We start from the raw sequence: 18,123 nt of genomic DNA on the forward strand, positions 1-18,123 counted from the left end.
TAGTTTTATTTACATTCATATCTACAAAACTTATGGAAATGCTCTCTAACGAGGCATTTCCATAAGTTCTAACTTCTTTAATCCCACCACGTTAAATATCTATTATGTTTTCCTCAAAACGTTTACTTACAATAAAGAAATAGATATTTACTATCATTATTAAACCTAAAATAAATACAGGATAATTATATATGTTCTGTATGGAACCATTCATGTCGGTGAACCCTATAGTTACCAATTTAAAATCAATTGTCGTTATCCCTATATCATCTGTAATCATTTTATACACCGCAGATGCCTGAAAATAATTCCAAAACATAGATAGTACAGCAATAATCATTAAAATGATATTAGTAACAAAAGCTTTTTTTGTCATTTTTATACCCCTTTCAAGTTAAAGAAAAATAGTTTTAATTAATATCTTTTTTATCAAATGTAACTACTCCTAAAATTGTTGCTAGACTAAATATCACTAAATTTATTGATAAAAAGAACAATAAAGAGCTGATCCCTACTTCATCCGGTGAAGACATAGCAAGAGTGGGTTGTGCCCAAGGATAAAAATTCCCCCATTCAGCCCCTGCTGCTATAAACGCTACCAAAGTAAGTGCAACATTTATTGCTATCGGTGTAACAAAGCTCTTAATTTGTGATGTCATCCAAAGTTGAATAGCCACTAAAGCACAAACTGCTAAGAACCCGAGACCAAGCACTTTAAATAAGAAAAACCATGGTATAGAATCTTGGAGTCCAAGTAATAATCCTGTGATAACAAACTCCGATATTAAAATCAGTTGCGTTAATAACACTAGAAATAAAATAATAATCATTTTAGCTATATAGATTATTACCCTTGAGGGAGGTAATGCCAACATTAGCTTCCAACCCCCTCCAGAATTTTCATTTCTACAACTTAAAGAACAATAAAATCCTGATAGAATAGGTAACATTATCATTCCATAAAAAAGTGATGCTTGTGTCCATGCTTCTGTCCATTCATTATCATCTTTTTGCACTAACATATCTTGATAAGTAAAAAAATTATTATAACCCAGCAAACAACTAACAAGTGGGACTATTATTAATACCACCCAAAGCCATTGTCGCTTTAACTTCATATATTCAATAAAAACCATTGTCTTTATCAATCCCATTCACCCTCTATCTTATCTCATTTCTCTCTTACTAAAGTGAATCATACCGCTCGTTAGGAAGAATATTCCGACAATAAAACTCATAATGAAAAAAAATGATAAATCTGTATTAGTAATTACTTCGTTAAATTTATCAGATGGTAAGATAGGAGTCCCCCAAATTGGATATACCCAAAATAACCATTTTATATTCTGAAGGAAAAATCCAGAAAGCGTGAATATTACCCCTAAAGAAATAGAAATCATTTGGTTCTCACAAACCATTGATATCCAAAGCTGAAAAGCCATTAATGGAAAAGATACAATATAGGGGTAAAAGGCTTGCTTTAAAATTAAACCCCATGGTATAGGGCCATTAAAGTCCAAAAAAAGACCAATAAAGAGAATAGATCCTACAATACAAGTAGCTGAAAACACACAAAGTACAAGTAAATAAATAAATTTAGATAAATATATAGAATATCTAGATATAGGTAAAGATAATAGAATATTCCAAGTATTCGCTTCATGTTCTATATTGACTATTTTAGAAGCAAATATGGTAATACTTAAAGGAACCATTATGAACATAGACCAATGACAACTAATAACAAGAAAAGACCAATCACTAGTATGTAATTCTTGTGCCATTTCCCTATTAAAATCTAATCTGAAATAAAAATCTGAAAAATTCATGAGAAAAACAAATAAGGGAAACGTTGAAGCAATCAACAATAACTTCGAACGTTTAAACTTTAACCTATCTCCTATAATGACTTCTCTCATGAATATTCCCCCTTAATAATGTTAAGAAAGACATCTTCAAGAGAAGACTTTACTTCTTCAATCCTGTATACCGAAAGATTAGACTCAACCAAAATATTATTCACCAAAGAAATATGTTTATCATCAGTTTTATTTAAAATCAAATTACTGTTATTATCCACTTGGATGTTGTAATCGAAATTATTTTCCAAAATAATTTTAGCTTTACTAGCATTATCCACACGTACTCTAATATGTGAATCGCTCTTATTACGTAATACTTCTATGGAATCTTGGAAAATTAGATTTCCTTCAGAAATAATTCCTACCTGTGTAGCCATTTGATCAATTTCACTAAGTAAATGACTAGAGATTAGTATTGTTATCCCATCAGAATCCGGGAGACTTTTAATTAAATCACGAATTTCATGGATGCCTGCCGGATCTAAACCATTTGTAGGTTCATCCAAAATAAGTAATTCAGGTTTTCCTAAGAGTGCTATTGCAATTCCAAGTCGTTGTTTCATTCCTAAAGAATATTGTTTAACTAATTTATTTTTAGCCTTTGTTAATCTAACAATATTTAATACCTCTTCGATTCGTTTTTCTGATACATTAAGCATACGTTGTATAATTTTAAGATTTTCATAACCTGTTAGGTGACCGTAATACGAGGGTGATTCAACCAAAGCACCAACTTTTTTTAATATATGATTTCTATTATTATCTAGTTGTCTTCCGAATAAAGTGACCGAACCAGATGTAGCCTTTATTAATCCTAATAACATTTTTATAGAAGTAGTTTTTCCCGAACCATTAGGTCCTAAAAAACCATAAATCTCTCCTTTCTTAACTTGTAAATTTAAATCCTTTACAGCATATGTTGTTTTATACTTTTTACACAAACTAACAGTTTCGACTATGTTATCGCACATCATGAGCACCTCCAATGACAGTATACAAATTGAAATAAAAAACAATCTTAACTTTATATTAATTGGGTCTTAACTTTTATAAATATAAAATCAACAACCTTTGTTTTGGAAATAGGCGCTAATAAACTAATGATTGCGGAGGAAAAAATGGACATTTCGCAACCTTGGCAATTAGGTAATAGCTTTTCATTGTGTATTCAATTTAAAGATAAAAGTGTTATTCATAATCACGCGTGTTGATTAGCCAAATTTAGGCAGACTTCTCCCGTCATGATCAAAATAGTGATACAGAAATAAGACCATCTGATTCCATCAATGAATGGTTTTAGCTCTTCATCAGGAATAAACTTTTGAATCAAATTCGGGCACATAGTATTCTGTTTCATAGGGGACACCTCTTCTTGTTCATGTTTGATCGTACTTACACTTTACAAGAGGGCGTCCCTTTTTTTCGTCTTTAAAAAAGATTGCATTGATTTACAATATATAATCATGTATATTGTGAATATAGTATATATACAATATTCCTTAAAAGAGGTATTTGCATGCAAATTATTATTTCGAATAATTCGAAGGAACCTATTTATGAACAAATTAGTGTCCAAATAAAAAACCTTATCTTACTGGGGGATTTAAAACAAGGAGATGCTCTTCCTTCAATGCGTAAGTTGGCCAAAGATTTACGAATCAGTATTATTACAACGAAAAGAGCCTATGAAGAACTTGAAAGAGACGGTTTTATTTATTCCATTGTCGGAAAAGGTTCCTTTGTAGCAGAACAAAATCTTGAAATTATGAAAGAAAAAAAATTAAAAACAATTGAAGAAAAGCTATGTGAGGCCATTCAAAATGCTAAACAAATGAATGTTCCTTTAAATGAACTAAAAGAAATGCTCACGATCTTATATGAGGAGGAAGATTCATGGAAAACGTAATAGAACTCCAAAATGTCAGTAAATCTTTTAAAGGGTTTCAAATGAAAGATTTATCAATCGAAGTAAAAAAAGGATTTGTTACGGGTTTTATTGGGGCGAATGGGGCAGGCAAATCGACAACGATCAAAATGATTATGAATCTGATAAACCCGGATAGTGGAAACGTCTCCTTATTTGGCATGAACTATTTGAAGGATGCGAAGCAAATTAAAGAACGAATCGGCTTCGTTTATGACGATAATGTGTTTTACGATGAACTTACATTAAAGCAAATGACCAAAATTATTGCACCAGCTTATAAACAATGGGATTCTAAACAATTTACATATTATAAAGATCTTTTCGAGTTACCGTTAAATAAAAAAATGAAGACGTTCTCTAAAGGTATGAAAATGAAAGCTTCTCTCGCCATCGCACTTTCACATCATGCTGAGCTCATTATTATGGATGAGCCGACTTCTGGACTCGATCCTGTGTTTAGAAGAGAAATATTAGATATTTTACAAAATATTATGCAGGATGGAGAGAGAACCATCTTTTTCTCATCTCATATTACTACAGATTTAGACCGCATCGCCGATTATATTACCTTTCTTCAAAATGGGAAGCATATTTTCACAAAAGATATTTATGCCATTGCGGAGGATTATGCTTTAGTTAAGGGCCCGCTGGATTTGTTAGATGTTGATACGGAGCGTGAATTTATTTCTGTGCGTAAGGCGAACACAGGTTTCGAGGGATTGACTGAAAATGTGCATTCTATCGAAAGTTTATTTAACAAAGAAGTAGTGATTGAAAAACCCAGTTTAGAGGATATTATGTATTTCATGAAAAAGGGGACTCAACATGCTTAATTTAATTAAGAAAGATTTGATTTTACAAAAAACTTTTTTACCATTTTATCTCCTGTTCCTCGTTTCCTATTTATGGGCTGGAATGGATGTAGCCTATGTCATATTCATTTGTAGTGCCGTTTTTGTGATTAACTCACATCAATATGATGATAAAGACAATGCGAATATTTTATTAAACTCATTACCGTATACTAGGAAGGAAATTATAAGTTCAAAATATATTGGAACTTTACTTTTTACAATAGTAATCATTCCGTTTTGTTTGATTGGGGAATATTTCATTGTAGACGGCATGAAATTTCAGTTTTCCTTAGAAAGTCTCATGCTAGGATTCTTGGCAGTCATGCTGATTGCTGCATTTTATATCCCGTTTCTTGTTAAATTTAAAGCACAAAAACTTGTACCAGTTTTTGTATTTTTATCTATTGGGATTATATTTTTGATTAAAAATACACCCTATTTATTAAACAAATATGCTATTGATGTAGTGACTTTTTTTAAGGAAACTTCGGATCTGAAATTATTTTCGATCCTTGCTGTTATAGCAGTTAGTTGCTACGGATTATCATGGATATTATCTATTCGTATCTATAAAAACAGAGCGTTCTAATAGTAAATTTTGAAAGTGGGTGGTCGAATGACACTAAAAAAAGGTCGTCCTATTCGAATACCAGGTTGGATGAAAACCCTTGGGGCATTTCTTGTTTTGCAATTAATCTTTATCGTCCTTGATATTACTTCGTGGATACCGAACTTTAAGGAAGGGGGACTTTTGGAACGCCTTTGTAATTCGAAGTTTATTTCGGAATGGTTCACTCCATATAACACACCACAATTTAACGTATATACGGCGTTTTTTGCCATTTTGTTACTCCTAGATGTATTAACAAGTGCGATAAAAGGCCTCTTTTCTAGAAAAAAAGAAAAGATTGTAGACACCATAAATTGAAATTTATCCCCTGCATTTTTTCAGGAAAAGTGGGGAATTTAACAATAAAAAGGGATGGTCAAATGGCATCGTAAGGGAATACTGATAAGAACTTTTATAAATGAATGAGGCGATGGTATGAAAAAGAAAGCGATAGTGATTTTAAGTATAACTTTTGCTGTCTTAATGGTTTCTGCTCAGTTAAATGGAGATTCCTCTAAATGGTCAGATACGCTAGGCAGAGTTTTGATTGGTATGCTGCCTATGTTACTTTTATTTTTCAAAAGAATTCCTTTCAGTTTGCCGCTGATCGTCAGTTATTATGCTCTACTATTCAGTGCATTCTTTTTGGGGGCCATTCTGCGTTTTTATGATCGTTTTTCCTGGTGGGATACCATTCTTCATTTTTTCGGAAGTGTCTTCATGGCCTTTGTTGCTGTGACCCTGTACAAGATGTTTATCCCTGAACCGGCAGAAAGAGATATTTCTAGCTGGCTTATTTTTCTATTTGTTTTTACATTTGCTGTGACTTTTAGTGTGCTTTGGGAGAGTGTGGAATTTATCGGAACGGTTATGGGTATATTGGAAAGCGATGACAATAAAGATACGATGACAGATTTGCTATCAAGTATGGCAGGAGGGTTGATCATAGCCATCTGTGCCGTGTTTCGCAAACAGATAAATGACCAAAACCTGTTGGGCAACAGGTAAGTGAATAAATTAGGGAGCTATCTTAGAAGAATGTACATTAAGATAGCTCCCTTTTGATTAAAGAATGGTAAATGAGGTAGCACCGAATCACCAGCCAGTTAAGAAATTCACTGTTCCTCAATACCATAATTTAAGATAAAATATTTAAAAATAGTTGGAATTTCAATTTTCGGGAGGTGTTTTATGGTACATATTAATAAAGGAAGATGGTATGTGATTCAAAGTATTCTTACGTATAGCCTGCTATTAACGACCATCTTTGCACCAATGCTTTTTTACATTGTATATGGATTACAAATAGCAGAGGGATTTGAAGGGTATTGGCCCTCTATCTTGTACTATACAACATATATAACAGGAGTTTTTATTTGGATACCTATCGTTAGTAAGGTTGGCATTCAGCGAGCTTTATATTGGACTGTTTCTATTACAATAGTATCGATAATTAGTCTTGTGTTTTTTGGGGATCATTCCATATGGCTTGAAGGAAGTGCATTAGTTTCTGGCTTTTCAGTTAGTACTATTTTTTCAATGACGAGCACTTTATTATTTCGATATGTAGAAAGTGGCGGAAAAATATTCAATAAAAATCATCAAACAATCATTATTTTTATTGTTTTTATCTTGCTAATTACATTTCTTTTAGCAATTAAATTAGTGAGCTTACCGTTACTAACTTTGATATACGGGATTTGCTTAACAAGTATCCTTTTCGCTATAAAAAAATTGCCCTCAATAGATAGAGTCAAAGAAATGTCTACCCTCCCAATTATGAGGGCGTTTGGAAGGTTTCTCTTGTTTTCTGTCCTCGTTATTTTGCTACGAACAAGTCGTAATATAAATAATGACCAAATCATTTTATTTATCTTTTTTATATCTGTGGTCCTTGTTATTTTTATGCTTGTGGGCCTGATAAGAGGACAAGTTTTTCATAAGCTTTCTGAATCATTACCTGTTAAACTCAGAGCACTATCGTTTTTACTTGGATTAGGAAATGGCTATTTATTTCTGATAGGGATATTCTATAGTTTTACGTTTTATGATATTTTCACTGCTGTTTTCATTCTAGGAGCTCCCTATTTATTTGGGTTTTTAATGTCTACATTGATAGGTCATAAAATTGCTAAGAAAATAAGACCATTATATTTGTTTCTAGTGAGTACATTTTTATTGGTCTTCGGCTTCTATTCGCCAATATTTATCATTATTAGTGTAACAATTGGAAGCTTTACGATTAACATGCTTAATGGACTAAATAATATGAAAGTATATAGCCTTAACCCGGTGCACAGAGAGCTTTCCATACTCGTTAATACAACGTGGAAGAATCTCGGTAATTTATGTATGCAATTCTTTGTGCTAGTTGTGATTGTGTTCGTTGGAGTTTACTATGATGTCGAGTGGTCTCAACTTTTCCAAACGATTCTTGGGAGAAGCAAGTTGCCAATTCCGGGGCTATCAATACCACTGTTAATGTTTACTTTAACATTTTCTTGTTGGCTAGGAATGGTAGGCTTAGCGGTTTGGATTAAAAAAGGGGCTAGTCCAAAGGGAAAATAGCATAATGTAAGTAGGTATTCATATAAAAAGTTTAATAAAAATCACCTCGTGAGATATCGTTATGTTATCTTAAGAGGTGATTTTTTTGTCCATATCCTACCCTAAGGACAAAGTCAACGGCAATAATATTGGTGCTTCTTTAGTTAGGCAATGCGGGATTGTGCTTGGTTTTTAGGTATGTATCCGCCACTTACTGTAATGGAAGACCATCTGAATTAAAAGGTAGATTAAGGAATTGTTGATGGACAATAGAGTTGATTTAGAACATTTGTTCGTGTATAATTGTGGTGTAAAAGAACAAAGGGGGGTATTCAAATGAGTAAAGTTTTAAGGTTTGAATTTCAAGTTCCAAACCCTGAAGAAGCAATTGAATTTTATACAAATAGTTTTGGTTGGAAGTTTGAAAAGATGCCTGGACCACAAGATTATTGGTTTATTATTACCGGCGAGGGCGGTAAACCTGGTATCGATGGTGGCTTAATGAAATCTCCTGACGGTGCTACCAGAACTACTAATTCTATTGAAGTACCTTCAGTTGATGAATACTTAAAAAAAGTTACTGAAAATGGTGGACAAGTAGTTGTACCTAAAACTGCTATTCCTAATATGGGGTACTTTGCTTATTGTTTAGATAATCAGGGACTTCTTTTTGGAATATCTGAAGCCAATACGGAAGCATAAAAAGTTAGACATGTTTGACACAGTTCTAACTTTTTTTGAACAGTATTACTTCTTTTTGTTCGCTAAAAATGCGAGTTCAGATGATATGAATACCACAGTGAAACGCCAAAAAATCAATACTAACTAAAGAAGAAAGTGAGTGAAGTACATGATTAATAAAGTTGGTCAAATTATGTTGTATGTAAATAACCAAGATGAGGCAGTGCAATTTTGGACAGAAAAAGCGGGGTTTATTGTAGTTTCTGAAGAAGATAACGGCCAAGGATTTCGATGGATTGAAATTGCTCCAACAAAGGAAGCGGAAACAAGTATCATTCTTCACAACAAGGAATTCATAGCAAAAATGCAGCCTGAATTAAATCTTAATACACCTTCGTTGATGTTTTTCTCGGAAGATCTCGATCAGTTGTATAAAGACTTTTCGGATAAAAAGATTACACTCGGAGAAATGGTAAGCATGCCTTCTGGTAAAGTATTCAACTTTGCTGATAATGAAAACAATTACTTTGCCGTCATGGAAAGAAAGTAAATCAATTAGGAAAAATTAGCTATCAAGGGTAAAAATCATTTGAGCAATCAAAATGAGGATGTCCTAGAGAAATGTCTTGATGATAAGGAGGGATTATAATTGTTAGCTATAATTGAAAAGGTGGAGAATGGTTATGTAGCTCGTTTTGAACGGCATCTCAAGCATTCCCTTGAGAAGGTATGGTCTATGTTAACCGAAAACGAGGAACTGTCCAAATGGTTTTCTGAGCTTCGAATTGATGATCTTCGTGAGGGAGCAAGCATAAAGTTTGATATGCGGGATGGTACCTTTGAAGAGATGAAGATTCTAGAGCTTAAGATGTATTCAGTACTAGAATACACTTGGGGCGAAGATAATGTTCGATTCGAGCTGTATCTAGAGCCGGAGGGCTGCCGCCTAGTCTTGATAGAAAAGATAAAAACAATCACCAATCACACTCCGAAGGATCTTGCTGGCTGGCATGTATGTTTGGATGTTATTAATGCATTACTGGATGGTAGGACCTTTTCTAGAGAAGACGAATGGAAAAAATGGTACGAGAAATATGTTCAAGCTACAGCAAAAATAATTGAAAATCAATAAATTCCATCAGTGAGTGCTTTGCTTCAATAAGGAGTAAAGCACGTTTCTTATTCAACAAACGAGCACTTTAATGGGGCAGTATACAGTAATAAAGAAGCCTGAAGATACAAGATCTCCAAGCTTCTTTAAACAGTTATTCAATGAAATACATCTTCCCGTTTACTTCAAGGGATATTGATGATTGCTTCATCTCTTTTTTTAGAGATTTAGCATATGCTACGACTTCATTAATTTTCTTCTTATTTAACTTTTCTGCAAAACTATATACAATCGTGACTTTTTCCTTAATAAGCTGATCATTATCTCCTACCCAGGCTCCTGTTCCCTCAATCGCAGTAGCTCCCCCAAACATATTAGAGAATGTCTCTAGGGACTTGTTAACATACGGAGTATTATCGATAGGTTGAACTATATCATAGGTCGATGGTACGTAAATTTTTACGACATTATCAAGATGAGATTGTCCTTTTAAAGCATTCGATTCTTGAACCTTCAATGATTCTTTTTGTTCTGCAGCATACACTGTATGCCCTAAAAAAGCAACCAACACAATAGATAAAAACCAATATGTGAATACCGGTGTTAAAATCCTCAATAATAACGGTTTAAAATTCCCCAGTTATCACAGATAATCTATTTCGATTAGAGATAGATTGGAAGTGTAGGAATGACGTTATTGTTGGAGGATTTTTTGATGATTCGAGAATTGAAACAGAAAGGCTGGGCCATAAGTGCTATCGCCAGGGAAACTGGATTTGATCGAAAAACGGTGAGGAATTATATCAATGCTGAAAGTTCACCTCAATCAAAGCCGCGTGCCAAGCGACCAAGCAAACTAGATCCATACAAGCCTTATTTGTTGGAACGTATCAAAGAAGGCACGACCAATTGTGCTGTACTGATTGAGGAAATTCGTGCGATGGGGTATCAAGGCAAAAGTACGATCCTTCGAGATTTTGTTCAACCGTACCGAGAAGCCCCCAAGAAACAAGCAACCGTGCGGTTTGAAACAGCTCCAGGACGACAAGCGCAAGTGGATTGGGCAGAAGATATTGGTGAATTTATGGTTAATGGGGAAAAACGATCGCTTTATGCCTTCATCATGATCTTAAGTTATTCCCGTAAACGCTATATTGAATTTACAACCGATATGACACAAGAAACCTTGATGAAATGTCATATGAACGCTTTTAGTTATTTTTATGGGATGCCGCAACAGTTGCTTTACGATAATATGCGTACTGTGGTCACCAAACATAGCTTGAAGCAAATTCGTTTCAACAAAAAATTCGAGGATTTCCTCAACTACTACGGGATTATCCCTAAAGCCTGTAAGCCCTACAGGGCTCAAACAAAAGGAAAAGTAGAACGAGCAGTTGCTTATTTAAAAACGAATTTTTTGAAGCGTCGTCTACCTGAAACATTAGAAGAACTGAATTATGAAGTACGAAAATGGCTAGATGAGGTTGTCCATAAAAAAAGAAACCAAACTACGCAACAAACACCGAATGAACGATTTGAGGAAGAGCGAGGATTATTACTTGCGTGGAATATAAAACCTTTATACCCTATTCAACAATGGGAACTCCGGGAAGTGAGTAAGGATTGCTTGATTTCATATAAAGGGAATCAATATTCTGTCCCTTATCGATTTGTCGGACAGCGTTTAAAGATTCGGGAAAACGATGAAGCCATACTAGAAATTTATGATGAACACGAGTGTATAGCCACACATCCAGTGATCGATGGAAAGCGTCAAATGACGCTAGAAAGTAGCCATTACAGTGGTTTACCTGGAACAAAAAAAGAGCAGGAAATGAATCTAAATGGTTTGGCGACCCCAGATTCTCCTACTCCAACATCCAATGTCGTCCATCGATCATTGGCTGAATACGCTGCCCTCGAGGAAGGTGATTAATTGTGTACTCATTACTCGAAGAACGCTTAAAAGTGTTAGGTTGGCAGCAAACGGCACATCAACTAGATTCATTAGTTGAAAGTGCTTCTGCCAATAATGTATCATATTTTGACTTTCTTGACACGCTTGTGAAGCAAGAATGGGAGCAGCGAGAAGCTCAAGCACTCACAAAGCGCATACAAAAAGCAAGATTTCCCTATAGCAAAACGATTCATGATTTTGATTTTAGCTTTCAACCAAGTATTAGCGAGCAACGCGTAAAAGAAACGCTCACATGTCGCTTTATTGCGAATGGGGAAAATCGCTTGATCTTAGGACCGCCAGGTGTCGGGAAAACCCATTTAGCCATTGGTTTTGGCTTAGAAGCACTCGCAAAAGGCTATCATGTGTTATTTATGACAGCGGATGACTTAGGTGAACAATGCCAAAAAGCAGCTAAAAAAGGAACGATGAATTACTTAATCAATCGTCTCTGTAAACCGGACTTAATTATTCTGGATGAGGTCGGCTATTTTTCGTTTGATACTTTAACAGCTAATCTATTTTTTCAAGTGGTTTCAAAGCGTTATGAAAAAGGTGCGATGATCATTACATCGAATAAATCCTATGTAGAATGGGGAAAAACTTTCGGTGATGATGTACTGGCGACGGCGATTCTGGACCGTCTCCTCCATCACTCCGTTACGTTTAATATTAAAGGTGATTCATATCGCATGGAGGAAAAGAAAAAAGCTGGGATCTTCCCAACTCCTCCAGCGATAGAATCGGAAAAGTGAGGATTTTTATTCCGGCATTTTTGGGGAATTTTACGCCGGTATTGACACAATACAACATCTTTTTCTGTTTCAAGCTTACCACTCCTTTTTATTTGACTGATTTGCTGTCAAAACAAGGGTGAGTATTCTACTTACTATTATATTTAATTTAATAGAATTTAGGAGAATAAATTTGCTTTATATTTTTTACATCGAACATACATTGTGGGTTTGAAAAAAGTCGCGATGTTCAAATGAAGAGGAACATCTGAAGTTGGAAAATGGATTAATGAAGGGTAACTTCCATTGATATTAATTTACATAAGTGACGTGACACCAGCCTTACAAAGATGTCATATGAATCCGAAATAATGTTATTTGAATCGATGGTAGATCATCTAATTCTCTTTTATTATGTTCTAAAAAGAGATTGGATGGTGTTGGGGTTGGATATTTCAGAAGTTAATATTTCATTGTTTAGGCTGATTAATGACCTAGGGAAAGAATATCCTTTTTTGAATCCTACATTTAGTTTTATTGCTGAATATATGGTTGTTTTACTTGCACTAAGTGTTCTTTTTATTTGGTTTACAAGAGAGACGGACAATAGAATGATGATTCTTTGTGCATCGATCGCTTTTCTTTGCGCCTTTACGATAGGGAAGGTTTCGGGATTATTTCACTCGAATTATCAACCTTTTGTTGAATTGACAGAGGTTAATCAATTGATAGATAAAGAAAAAGACAATTCTTTTCCAAGCGACCATACAATTTTATTCTTCTCATATGGTATTTCATTCTGGCTCTTTAAGAGAGGCTGGTCAATTTTATGGGTATTGTTAGCTGCTCTCGTGGGAGTCTCCCGTATATGGGTTGGGGTTCATTATCCCTTTGATGTTTTAGCAGGAATGTTAATAAGTCTAGCATCCGCAACTTTTATCTATTTAACAGTTCCTAAACTAAGTGTTACTCAAAACGCTATAAAAATTTATGAAAAATATGAAAACATGCTGCTTCCTCCGTTCAAAAGAACAAAGGCAAGCAAGTCAAAAAACGTTTAGATTGATTCAACCATCGGGCGCGTTAGCTACACATAGTCTCGTTTTTAAACGACTTTATTGTTACTCATCAAGATTTGTGGGTTTGAAATAAAGTCTAACTGTTTATCCCACATGACCGGGCTGTAAGACTTCCACATCACGATGTAGCTTTGTGATAAAACTTGATTTAATTAATGATATTAACCTTGATATAAGAACAAACTTAAAGAGCATGTTTTGAAAAAAGATTGATCAAAACATGCTCTTATAATGTGGCAGAAAAAATTTGATTATTTTTGAAACCCTTAGTTGCACTAAAGCCCTGTTAGCTTAAGTACTGTTCTTCACAAACATCTCCAAATAAAATTAAGCAGTTATTTCTTGCGGAACTTTTTTACTCATTTTACTTAACGAAATAAATAAAACCACAATGGTTAATATAACTGGAGCTAACTCTTTCGGGAAAAATAGCATTAGAAACAGTCCTACTACTAAAGGTGTCTTTAAAATAGCGATCGAAGCACTGCTACCTATAACAGCTACGATAAAGAGCATATCTAGTTGTGGAAACAAAGTCGCGATAGCATAGCCTTGTAAAATAGAAGCAAATATAACTGGTAAGATATCTCCACCAACCCAACCTGACTTTAAACAAAACTCCATTAAAATCAGTTTTAAAACAGAAGCCAGAATTAGAGTAGCAATCGAAAGTGTCGGTACTAAACTAGGTAATTCTTGCATAGAAAGTTGTCCGGAAAAAAGTAGATTAGGAGCGATTAAAGACATCAGACCAATACCAATACCACCGATAACAGCACTTAAAATAATTTTATTGTTCATTTTAGAAAAGAATTTTTCCATTGCTTTGTCTATTAGTTTATAAAGTTTACTAAACAAGATACCAAACAAGACTAAAGGAATAAAAAGAATCGCTTCATCCAATCCCCAGCTAGTTTCCCCTAGCTTTATCACCAAAGGAGGTTGTTCTGATATTTTCATGAAAAACATAAAGGTCATTATACCGTTACAGATAAATAACATATATAATACTTTCTTAAATACAAGCAGTTTTTTCTCTATAGGAGCCCGATCAGGATTATAGGGAATAAGGTAGTTATGAGGTAAAGCTAATTTTTTTAGTCTAGTTAACAAAGATCCCTTTTTCCATTCGTTATAGGAAAAATACAAGTAACGCATTTTATCTCCCTGCCATATCGATAACGCAATAACAGAACTTAATAGGGCTGCTTCAGGACCTACACTTGCACCAAAGATTAAAATTAAGACAGCAATTAATAAATTGAGATATACATATGAATAATCCATTCTTTGAGTTGTTTTTAATTCCACAATAGCATCATTAGCTGTTTTAGGTATATTTCCCCATTTCCTCCGGCTAAATCCTATTAATATACCACCAAAAATACATAATAATAATGTATAAATGGAGGGTTCTTTTAATGTATTGGGTATGTCAGTCCATAAAAAATCTATCAAGCCATTAACTAAAATTAAAAAAACAGAAGAAATAACACCGATTATCCCACTTAGAATTAAGCCATAAACAAGTAATCTAATTATTTTAAAATACTTCTCAGTCAAAATAAAATTCCCCACTTTTTAAATGTATATTAAGACTCTCTCTTGTTGCATTAAGTAACTATATTCATTTGAAATACAAATAATTTTAATAATGTCGATATAAATAACTATACTAGACTTTATAATAAAATCTAGTATTTCCCTGTTTAAATCTATACTACTAGAATTAATTTTTTATTCAACTAACTTGCTTCGTTCGTTTAAATACAAAAATTCACAATCTTTATAGTTAAATTGGCATAGATATCCAACGAAAAATTATCTTATCTAAGAAATCTACAATTGAAGTTTTGTTCCATAAAAAGGTGACCCAACAGACCAAATGGAGTCACCTTTTTCTTTTCATATAACACCGTCCTGCTGCTTATTTCTATTTGATCAAAATAGATACAGCACTATAGACCAATAAAATGGCTATAATTAGATTAAACGGCTTTCGGTATTGCAATAAGAACTTTTGAAAAATCGAACCGAATAAGCTCCAACTAAATGTGCTCATAAAACCGACTATGCCTAAAAATAATGAGAAAAGAAGGTAGCTGAAATAAGAGGTGTAATAAGGAAGAATGAAGGTTGCTACGACTGTAATCCCAAAAAGAATGCCTTTTGGATTAACAAATTGTAACAAGGTCCCGATGAAGAAAAAATTTCTGTTGCTTTCATCATTTCCATCATCTATATCTTTACTGGTAAGAACTTTAAAAGCCAAATATAACATATAACCTACACCGAAGATGGTTAAAGGGAATTCAATGATGGGCATAACACTTATAAGCAGGATATTAAAAACACTGCATAATAATGTGATAACAAAAAATCCGATACTTACTCCTAAAGAAAAGGTAAGTGTTTTTTTAAATCCATGTTTATTCGCCAATGCCATTGCCATGATGTTGTTGGGCCCAGGGGTAAAACTGGTAATAAAAACAAACAACAAAAATGAAGATAAAGGCATTTTGTACCTCCTTTTAAGGTGTATGTTATAATGTCCGAAATAAACAATATAACGTTCGTGCTATTTATTATACATCTTAGTCGTTATATTGTACATGGTGAGGGAGTGAGTTGATGGAGGAAATTCATCTGATTCTAGCAAGAAATTTAAAAGCGATCCGAGAGAAGGAGAAATTAAGTTTGGAAAAGGTCTCTCAATTAAGCGGGGTCAGCAAAACAATGATAGGGCAAATTGAAAGAGGAGAGTCCAGCCCAACTCTTACAACCATTTGGAAAATAGCTAATGGGTTAAAGGTTTCCTTTACGTCTCTAATCAATAACCCGCAGCCAGATACGACAGTCATTTTAAAAAATGAAGTTCAAGTCATATCCGAGGACAATGGAAGATATAGAGTATATCCCTACTTTCCTTTCCAAGAAGATAAACGCTTTAAAATTTACTCTGTTGAGATTGAAAAAGAAGGGGTAGTCAGTTCTGATTCCCATAGAGAAGGAACCGAGGAATTTATCACAGTTTTTGATGGAGAAATAACTATTGATGTCAATGAATGTAAATATAAACTAAAAAGCGGTGATTCCATCAGATTTAAGGCAGATCGTCCGCACACATATTATAATTCTGGTGAAACATTAGCCCGATTAAGTATGACGATCTATTATCCGCTTTAACTTAACCTAAAAAAGACAACGAGATCCGACATGTAGTCGTTTCTCGTTGTTTTCTTTTTTCTTGCTTAGGAACAGCGAAATGAACTATAGTTCCATCTTTTGATGATCCTGTTTTTCAAGATTTCGAGCTGTTTTGCTTTGTTCAACGTTCTTTTGTTCTTTAAAGGTTCCCATAGCCCAATCGTATACTGGATTTGTCACGCCATACCAGTAATTTTCGTTTTTAAAGTGATGCCATAAATGAACTTTTTTCATCCAACGTCCCCAAGGGGAAAGCGGCTGAACTGGGCGGTGGGCTATATAATGCTTCCACTCATAAAATAGTAAAAAAATAATCACACCAGAGATGAATGCATTCGTGAGAACGAGGCTGGAAGAAACGAAGTAGGCAACCACTCCAGCGATCGTAAGGTTCGGCAATGTGTACCATAAAGGCAAAAATAATAGATGCAAATCATTGGGTGTAGCATGATGGTCGTAATGTAAACGCTTGATTAAATTCAATAAAAAGGTATTCTTTGGCGGTTTCATATGAAAAAGAAATCTATGTGTCATGTATTCAACTAATGTATACGCCACCATTCCGATCACAAATGCAAGCCAAGTCCATAAAGACGTTAAGTGAGGGATCATGAATCCAAGGCTAACTAAGAACAAAATACTCATAATGAAAATGTCAGGGTAGAAGAAGAATTCTTTTACATATTTAGATTTCAATAGTAATACCTCCATTCTTCATTGCTTCTTGTCTGTTTTTCCAAAGGGTCAAGCTTTTCTCCATTGTCTTCTTTGTCATTCTCTCAGCTTCGGCGGCATCTCCTCGTAACGCAACGGCTAACAATTCATTGTAAAACTCTAATGACAAGCTTCTATGCTCATCAATGGAAAAATATCTTTTTGCCATTTGTATATAAAAGGAATTAAAGCTATTGAGTATTAGCAGATAGACCGGATTCGGAGAGAGAGCAGCGAATTTTTTTTGTAACTCCCAATCAAATGTTGAATAGCAATCGGCATCATCCTCAAGCTGTTCTAAATCGGCAAGGAGAGCAACCACTTTAGGTTGGTGAAAAGTAACTGCATCGCGAATATAAGTTGGAGTTAAAGAAATCCTTAATTCCAATAAATACACAATAAAATCATCTGTAACGGCTTCGTGATTTTGGATAATATGAACGAGCGTAGTTAGATTCCCCCTGCTCCAATAATCATTTATGATCGCAGGGTGGCCTTTCCGACAGGATATCCATCCATCTTTTTCTAATCGTTGAAGTGCTTCTCGAACAGTCGGGCGCCCAACGCCAAATTCTTTGGCAAGTTCCCGTTCAGGGGGCAACGTACTTCCGACAGGATAATCGCCTGCCAATACGGCTTTTACTAATTTTTTCTCAATTTTATCTGATGAACGTTCCTTTTCCTTCAAACTCAACTCCTCCATTATGATCATTATACTTAGACACTTGTTGGTATTATAAGTTATTACTTGTGGTAATACCACCAGTATATATTAATCAGAATTTTCAGTCAAATATCCAACCTAACAAGAAAAGGGCAGAAATATTGTATGTACTT

23 protein-coding genes are annotated in these 18,123 nt (G+C 34.3%); 13 read left to right on the forward strand and 10 right to left on the reverse strand.

From position 1 onward, the window contains the following. Window positions 1-91: 91 nt before the first annotated feature. From WDJ61_RS01140 to WDJ61_RS01165, 5 genes are all read right to left on the reverse strand, one after another. A complete protein-coding gene (locus WDJ61_RS01140) occupies window positions 92-376 on the reverse strand; it encodes a hypothetical protein (RefSeq protein WP_338752670.1) in 285 nt (94 codons plus the stop codon). A 34-nt stretch (window positions 377-410) separates the two neighbouring features. After that, complete coding sequence (locus WDJ61_RS01145; RefSeq protein WP_338752671.1) at window positions 411-1,148, reverse strand: ABC transporter permease; 738 nt, start codon at window positions 1,146-1,148, stop codon at window positions 411-413. A gap of 18 nt (window positions 1,149-1,166) precedes the next feature. Continuing rightward, complete coding sequence (locus WDJ61_RS01150; RefSeq protein WP_338752672.1) at window positions 1,167-1,919, reverse strand: ABC transporter permease; 753 nt, start codon at window positions 1,917-1,919, stop codon at window positions 1,167-1,169. Next, entirely contained in the window at window positions 1,916-2,833 is a 918-nt protein-coding gene (locus tag WDJ61_RS01155) for an ABC transporter ATP-binding protein (RefSeq protein ID WP_338754646.1), read from the reverse strand. Before WDJ61_RS01155 ends, WDJ61_RS01150 begins: the two co-directional genes overlap by 4 nt. A 227-nt stretch (window positions 2,834-3,060) precedes the next feature. Continuing rightward, window positions 3,061-3,219, reverse strand: a complete 159-nt coding sequence (locus tag WDJ61_RS01165) for a hypothetical protein (RefSeq protein ID WP_338752673.1) — start codon at window positions 3,217-3,219, stop codon at window positions 3,061-3,063. Window positions 3,220-3,378: 159 nt separating this feature from the next. Here WDJ61_RS01165 and WDJ61_RS01170 point away from each other — a divergent pair, with 159 nt between their 5' ends. The 9 genes from WDJ61_RS01170 to WDJ61_RS01210 all read left to right on the forward strand — a co-directional run bounded on the left by WDJ61_RS01170 (window position 3,379) and on the right by WDJ61_RS01210 (window position 9,613). Beyond that, complete coding sequence (locus WDJ61_RS01170; protein WP_338752674.1) at window positions 3,379-3,768, forward strand: GntR family transcriptional regulator; 390 nt, start codon at window positions 3,379-3,381, stop codon at window positions 3,766-3,768. Further along, a complete protein-coding gene (locus WDJ61_RS01175; RefSeq protein ID WP_338752675.1) occupies window positions 3,756-4,622 on the forward strand; it encodes an ABC transporter ATP-binding protein in 867 nt (288 codons plus the stop codon). Before WDJ61_RS01170 ends, WDJ61_RS01175 begins: the two co-directional genes overlap by 13 nt. After that, window positions 4,615-5,232 carry an ABC-2 transporter permease gene (locus tag WDJ61_RS01180; protein ID WP_338752676.1) on the forward strand — a complete coding sequence of 206 codons (618 nt, stop codon included), beginning with the start codon at window positions 4,615-4,617 and terminating at the stop codon, window positions 5,230-5,232. The genes WDJ61_RS01175 and WDJ61_RS01180 overlap by 8 nt, the downstream gene beginning before the upstream one ends. 27 nt (window positions 5,233-5,259) lie before the next feature. Continuing rightward, window positions 5,260-5,571 (forward strand): YfzA family protein, encoded by a 312-nt coding sequence (locus tag WDJ61_RS01185; RefSeq protein WP_338752677.1) that lies wholly within the window; start codon window positions 5,260-5,262, stop codon window positions 5,569-5,571. Between the two features lie 117 nt (window positions 5,572-5,688). Further along, entirely contained in the window at window positions 5,689-6,261 is a 573-nt protein-coding gene (locus tag WDJ61_RS01190; RefSeq protein ID WP_338752678.1) for a membrane-spanning protein, read from the forward strand. A gap of 267 nt (window positions 6,262-6,528) precedes the next feature. After that, window positions 6,529-7,821 carry a hypothetical protein gene (locus tag WDJ61_RS01195; RefSeq protein ID WP_338754648.1) on the forward strand — a complete coding sequence of 431 codons (1,293 nt, stop codon included), beginning with the start codon at window positions 6,529-6,531 and terminating at the stop codon, window positions 7,819-7,821. Window positions 7,822-8,136: 315 nt separating this feature from the next. Beyond that, window positions 8,137-8,502 carry a VOC family protein gene (locus tag WDJ61_RS01200; RefSeq protein WP_338752679.1) on the forward strand — a complete coding sequence of 122 codons (366 nt, stop codon included), beginning with the start codon at window positions 8,137-8,139 and terminating at the stop codon, window positions 8,500-8,502. A 148-nt stretch (window positions 8,503-8,650) separates the two neighbouring features. Then, window positions 8,651-9,031, forward strand: coding sequence for a VOC family protein (locus tag WDJ61_RS01205; RefSeq protein WP_338752680.1), 381 nt, complete (start codon window positions 8,651-8,653; stop codon window positions 9,029-9,031). Window positions 9,032-9,130: 99 nt separating this feature from the next. Next, window positions 9,131-9,613, forward strand: a complete 483-nt coding sequence (locus WDJ61_RS01210; RefSeq protein WP_338752681.1) for an SRPBCC family protein — start codon at window positions 9,131-9,133, stop codon at window positions 9,611-9,613. A gap of 133 nt (window positions 9,614-9,746) precedes the next feature. Here the strand turns inward: WDJ61_RS01210 and WDJ61_RS01215 are convergent, their stop codons facing one another. After that, window positions 9,747-10,163 (reverse strand): DUF3574 domain-containing protein, encoded by a 417-nt coding sequence (locus tag WDJ61_RS01215; protein ID WP_338752682.1) that lies wholly within the window; start codon window positions 10,161-10,163, stop codon window positions 9,747-9,749. A 117-nt stretch (window positions 10,164-10,280) separates the two neighbouring features. On the opposite strand from WDJ61_RS01215, the gene istA reads away from it, so the two are divergent. The 3 genes from istA to WDJ61_RS01230 all read left to right on the forward strand — a co-directional run bounded on the left by istA (window position 10,281) and on the right by WDJ61_RS01230 (window position 13,347). After that, window positions 10,281-11,531, forward strand: a complete 1,251-nt coding sequence (gene istA, locus WDJ61_RS01220; protein ID WP_413789039.1) for an IS21 family transposase — start codon at window positions 10,281-10,283, stop codon at window positions 11,529-11,531. 2 nt (window positions 11,532-11,533) lie between these two features. After that, window positions 11,534-12,307, forward strand: a complete 774-nt coding sequence (istB, locus tag WDJ61_RS01225) for an IS21-like element helper ATPase IstB (RefSeq protein WP_338752684.1) — start codon at window positions 11,534-11,536, stop codon at window positions 12,305-12,307. A gap of 413 nt (window positions 12,308-12,720) precedes the next feature. Further along, complete coding sequence (locus WDJ61_RS01230) at window positions 12,721-13,347, forward strand: undecaprenyl-diphosphatase (RefSeq protein WP_338754649.1); 627 nt, start codon at window positions 12,721-12,723, stop codon at window positions 13,345-13,347. Window positions 13,348-13,692: 345 nt separating this feature from the next. Here WDJ61_RS01230 and WDJ61_RS01235 read toward each other — a convergent pair whose 3' ends face one another. Next, on the reverse strand, window positions 13,693-14,928 hold the full coding sequence (locus WDJ61_RS01235; protein ID WP_338752685.1) for a chloride channel protein: 1,236 nt from the start codon (window positions 14,926-14,928) through the stop codon (window positions 13,693-13,695). Window positions 14,929-15,298: 370 nt separating this feature from the next. Further along, on the reverse strand, window positions 15,299-15,883 hold the full coding sequence (locus WDJ61_RS01240) for a LysE family transporter (RefSeq protein WP_338752686.1): 585 nt from the start codon (window positions 15,881-15,883) through the stop codon (window positions 15,299-15,301). A gap of 113 nt (window positions 15,884-15,996) precedes the next feature. On the opposite strand from WDJ61_RS01240, the gene WDJ61_RS01245 reads away from it, so the two are divergent. Continuing rightward, window positions 15,997-16,551, forward strand: coding sequence for an XRE family transcriptional regulator (locus WDJ61_RS01245; RefSeq protein WP_338752687.1), 555 nt, complete (start codon window positions 15,997-15,999; stop codon window positions 16,549-16,551). An 84-nt stretch (window positions 16,552-16,635) separates the two neighbouring features. Here WDJ61_RS01245 and WDJ61_RS01250 read toward each other — a convergent pair whose 3' ends face one another. Next, a complete protein-coding gene (locus WDJ61_RS01250) occupies window positions 16,636-17,268 on the reverse strand; it encodes a sterol desaturase family protein (protein ID WP_338752688.1) in 633 nt (210 codons plus the stop codon). After that, window positions 17,258-17,974, reverse strand: coding sequence for a GntR family transcriptional regulator (locus WDJ61_RS01255; RefSeq protein ID WP_338752689.1), 717 nt, complete (start codon window positions 17,972-17,974; stop codon window positions 17,258-17,260). The genes WDJ61_RS01250 and WDJ61_RS01255 overlap by 11 nt, the downstream gene beginning before the upstream one ends. Window positions 17,975-18,123: the final 149 nt, after the last annotated feature.

The organism is Bacillus sp. FJAT-52991, assembly GCF_037201805.1.
Lineage (GTDB): Bacteria > Bacillota > Bacilli > Bacillales > Domibacillaceae > Bacillus_CE > Bacillus_CE kandeliae.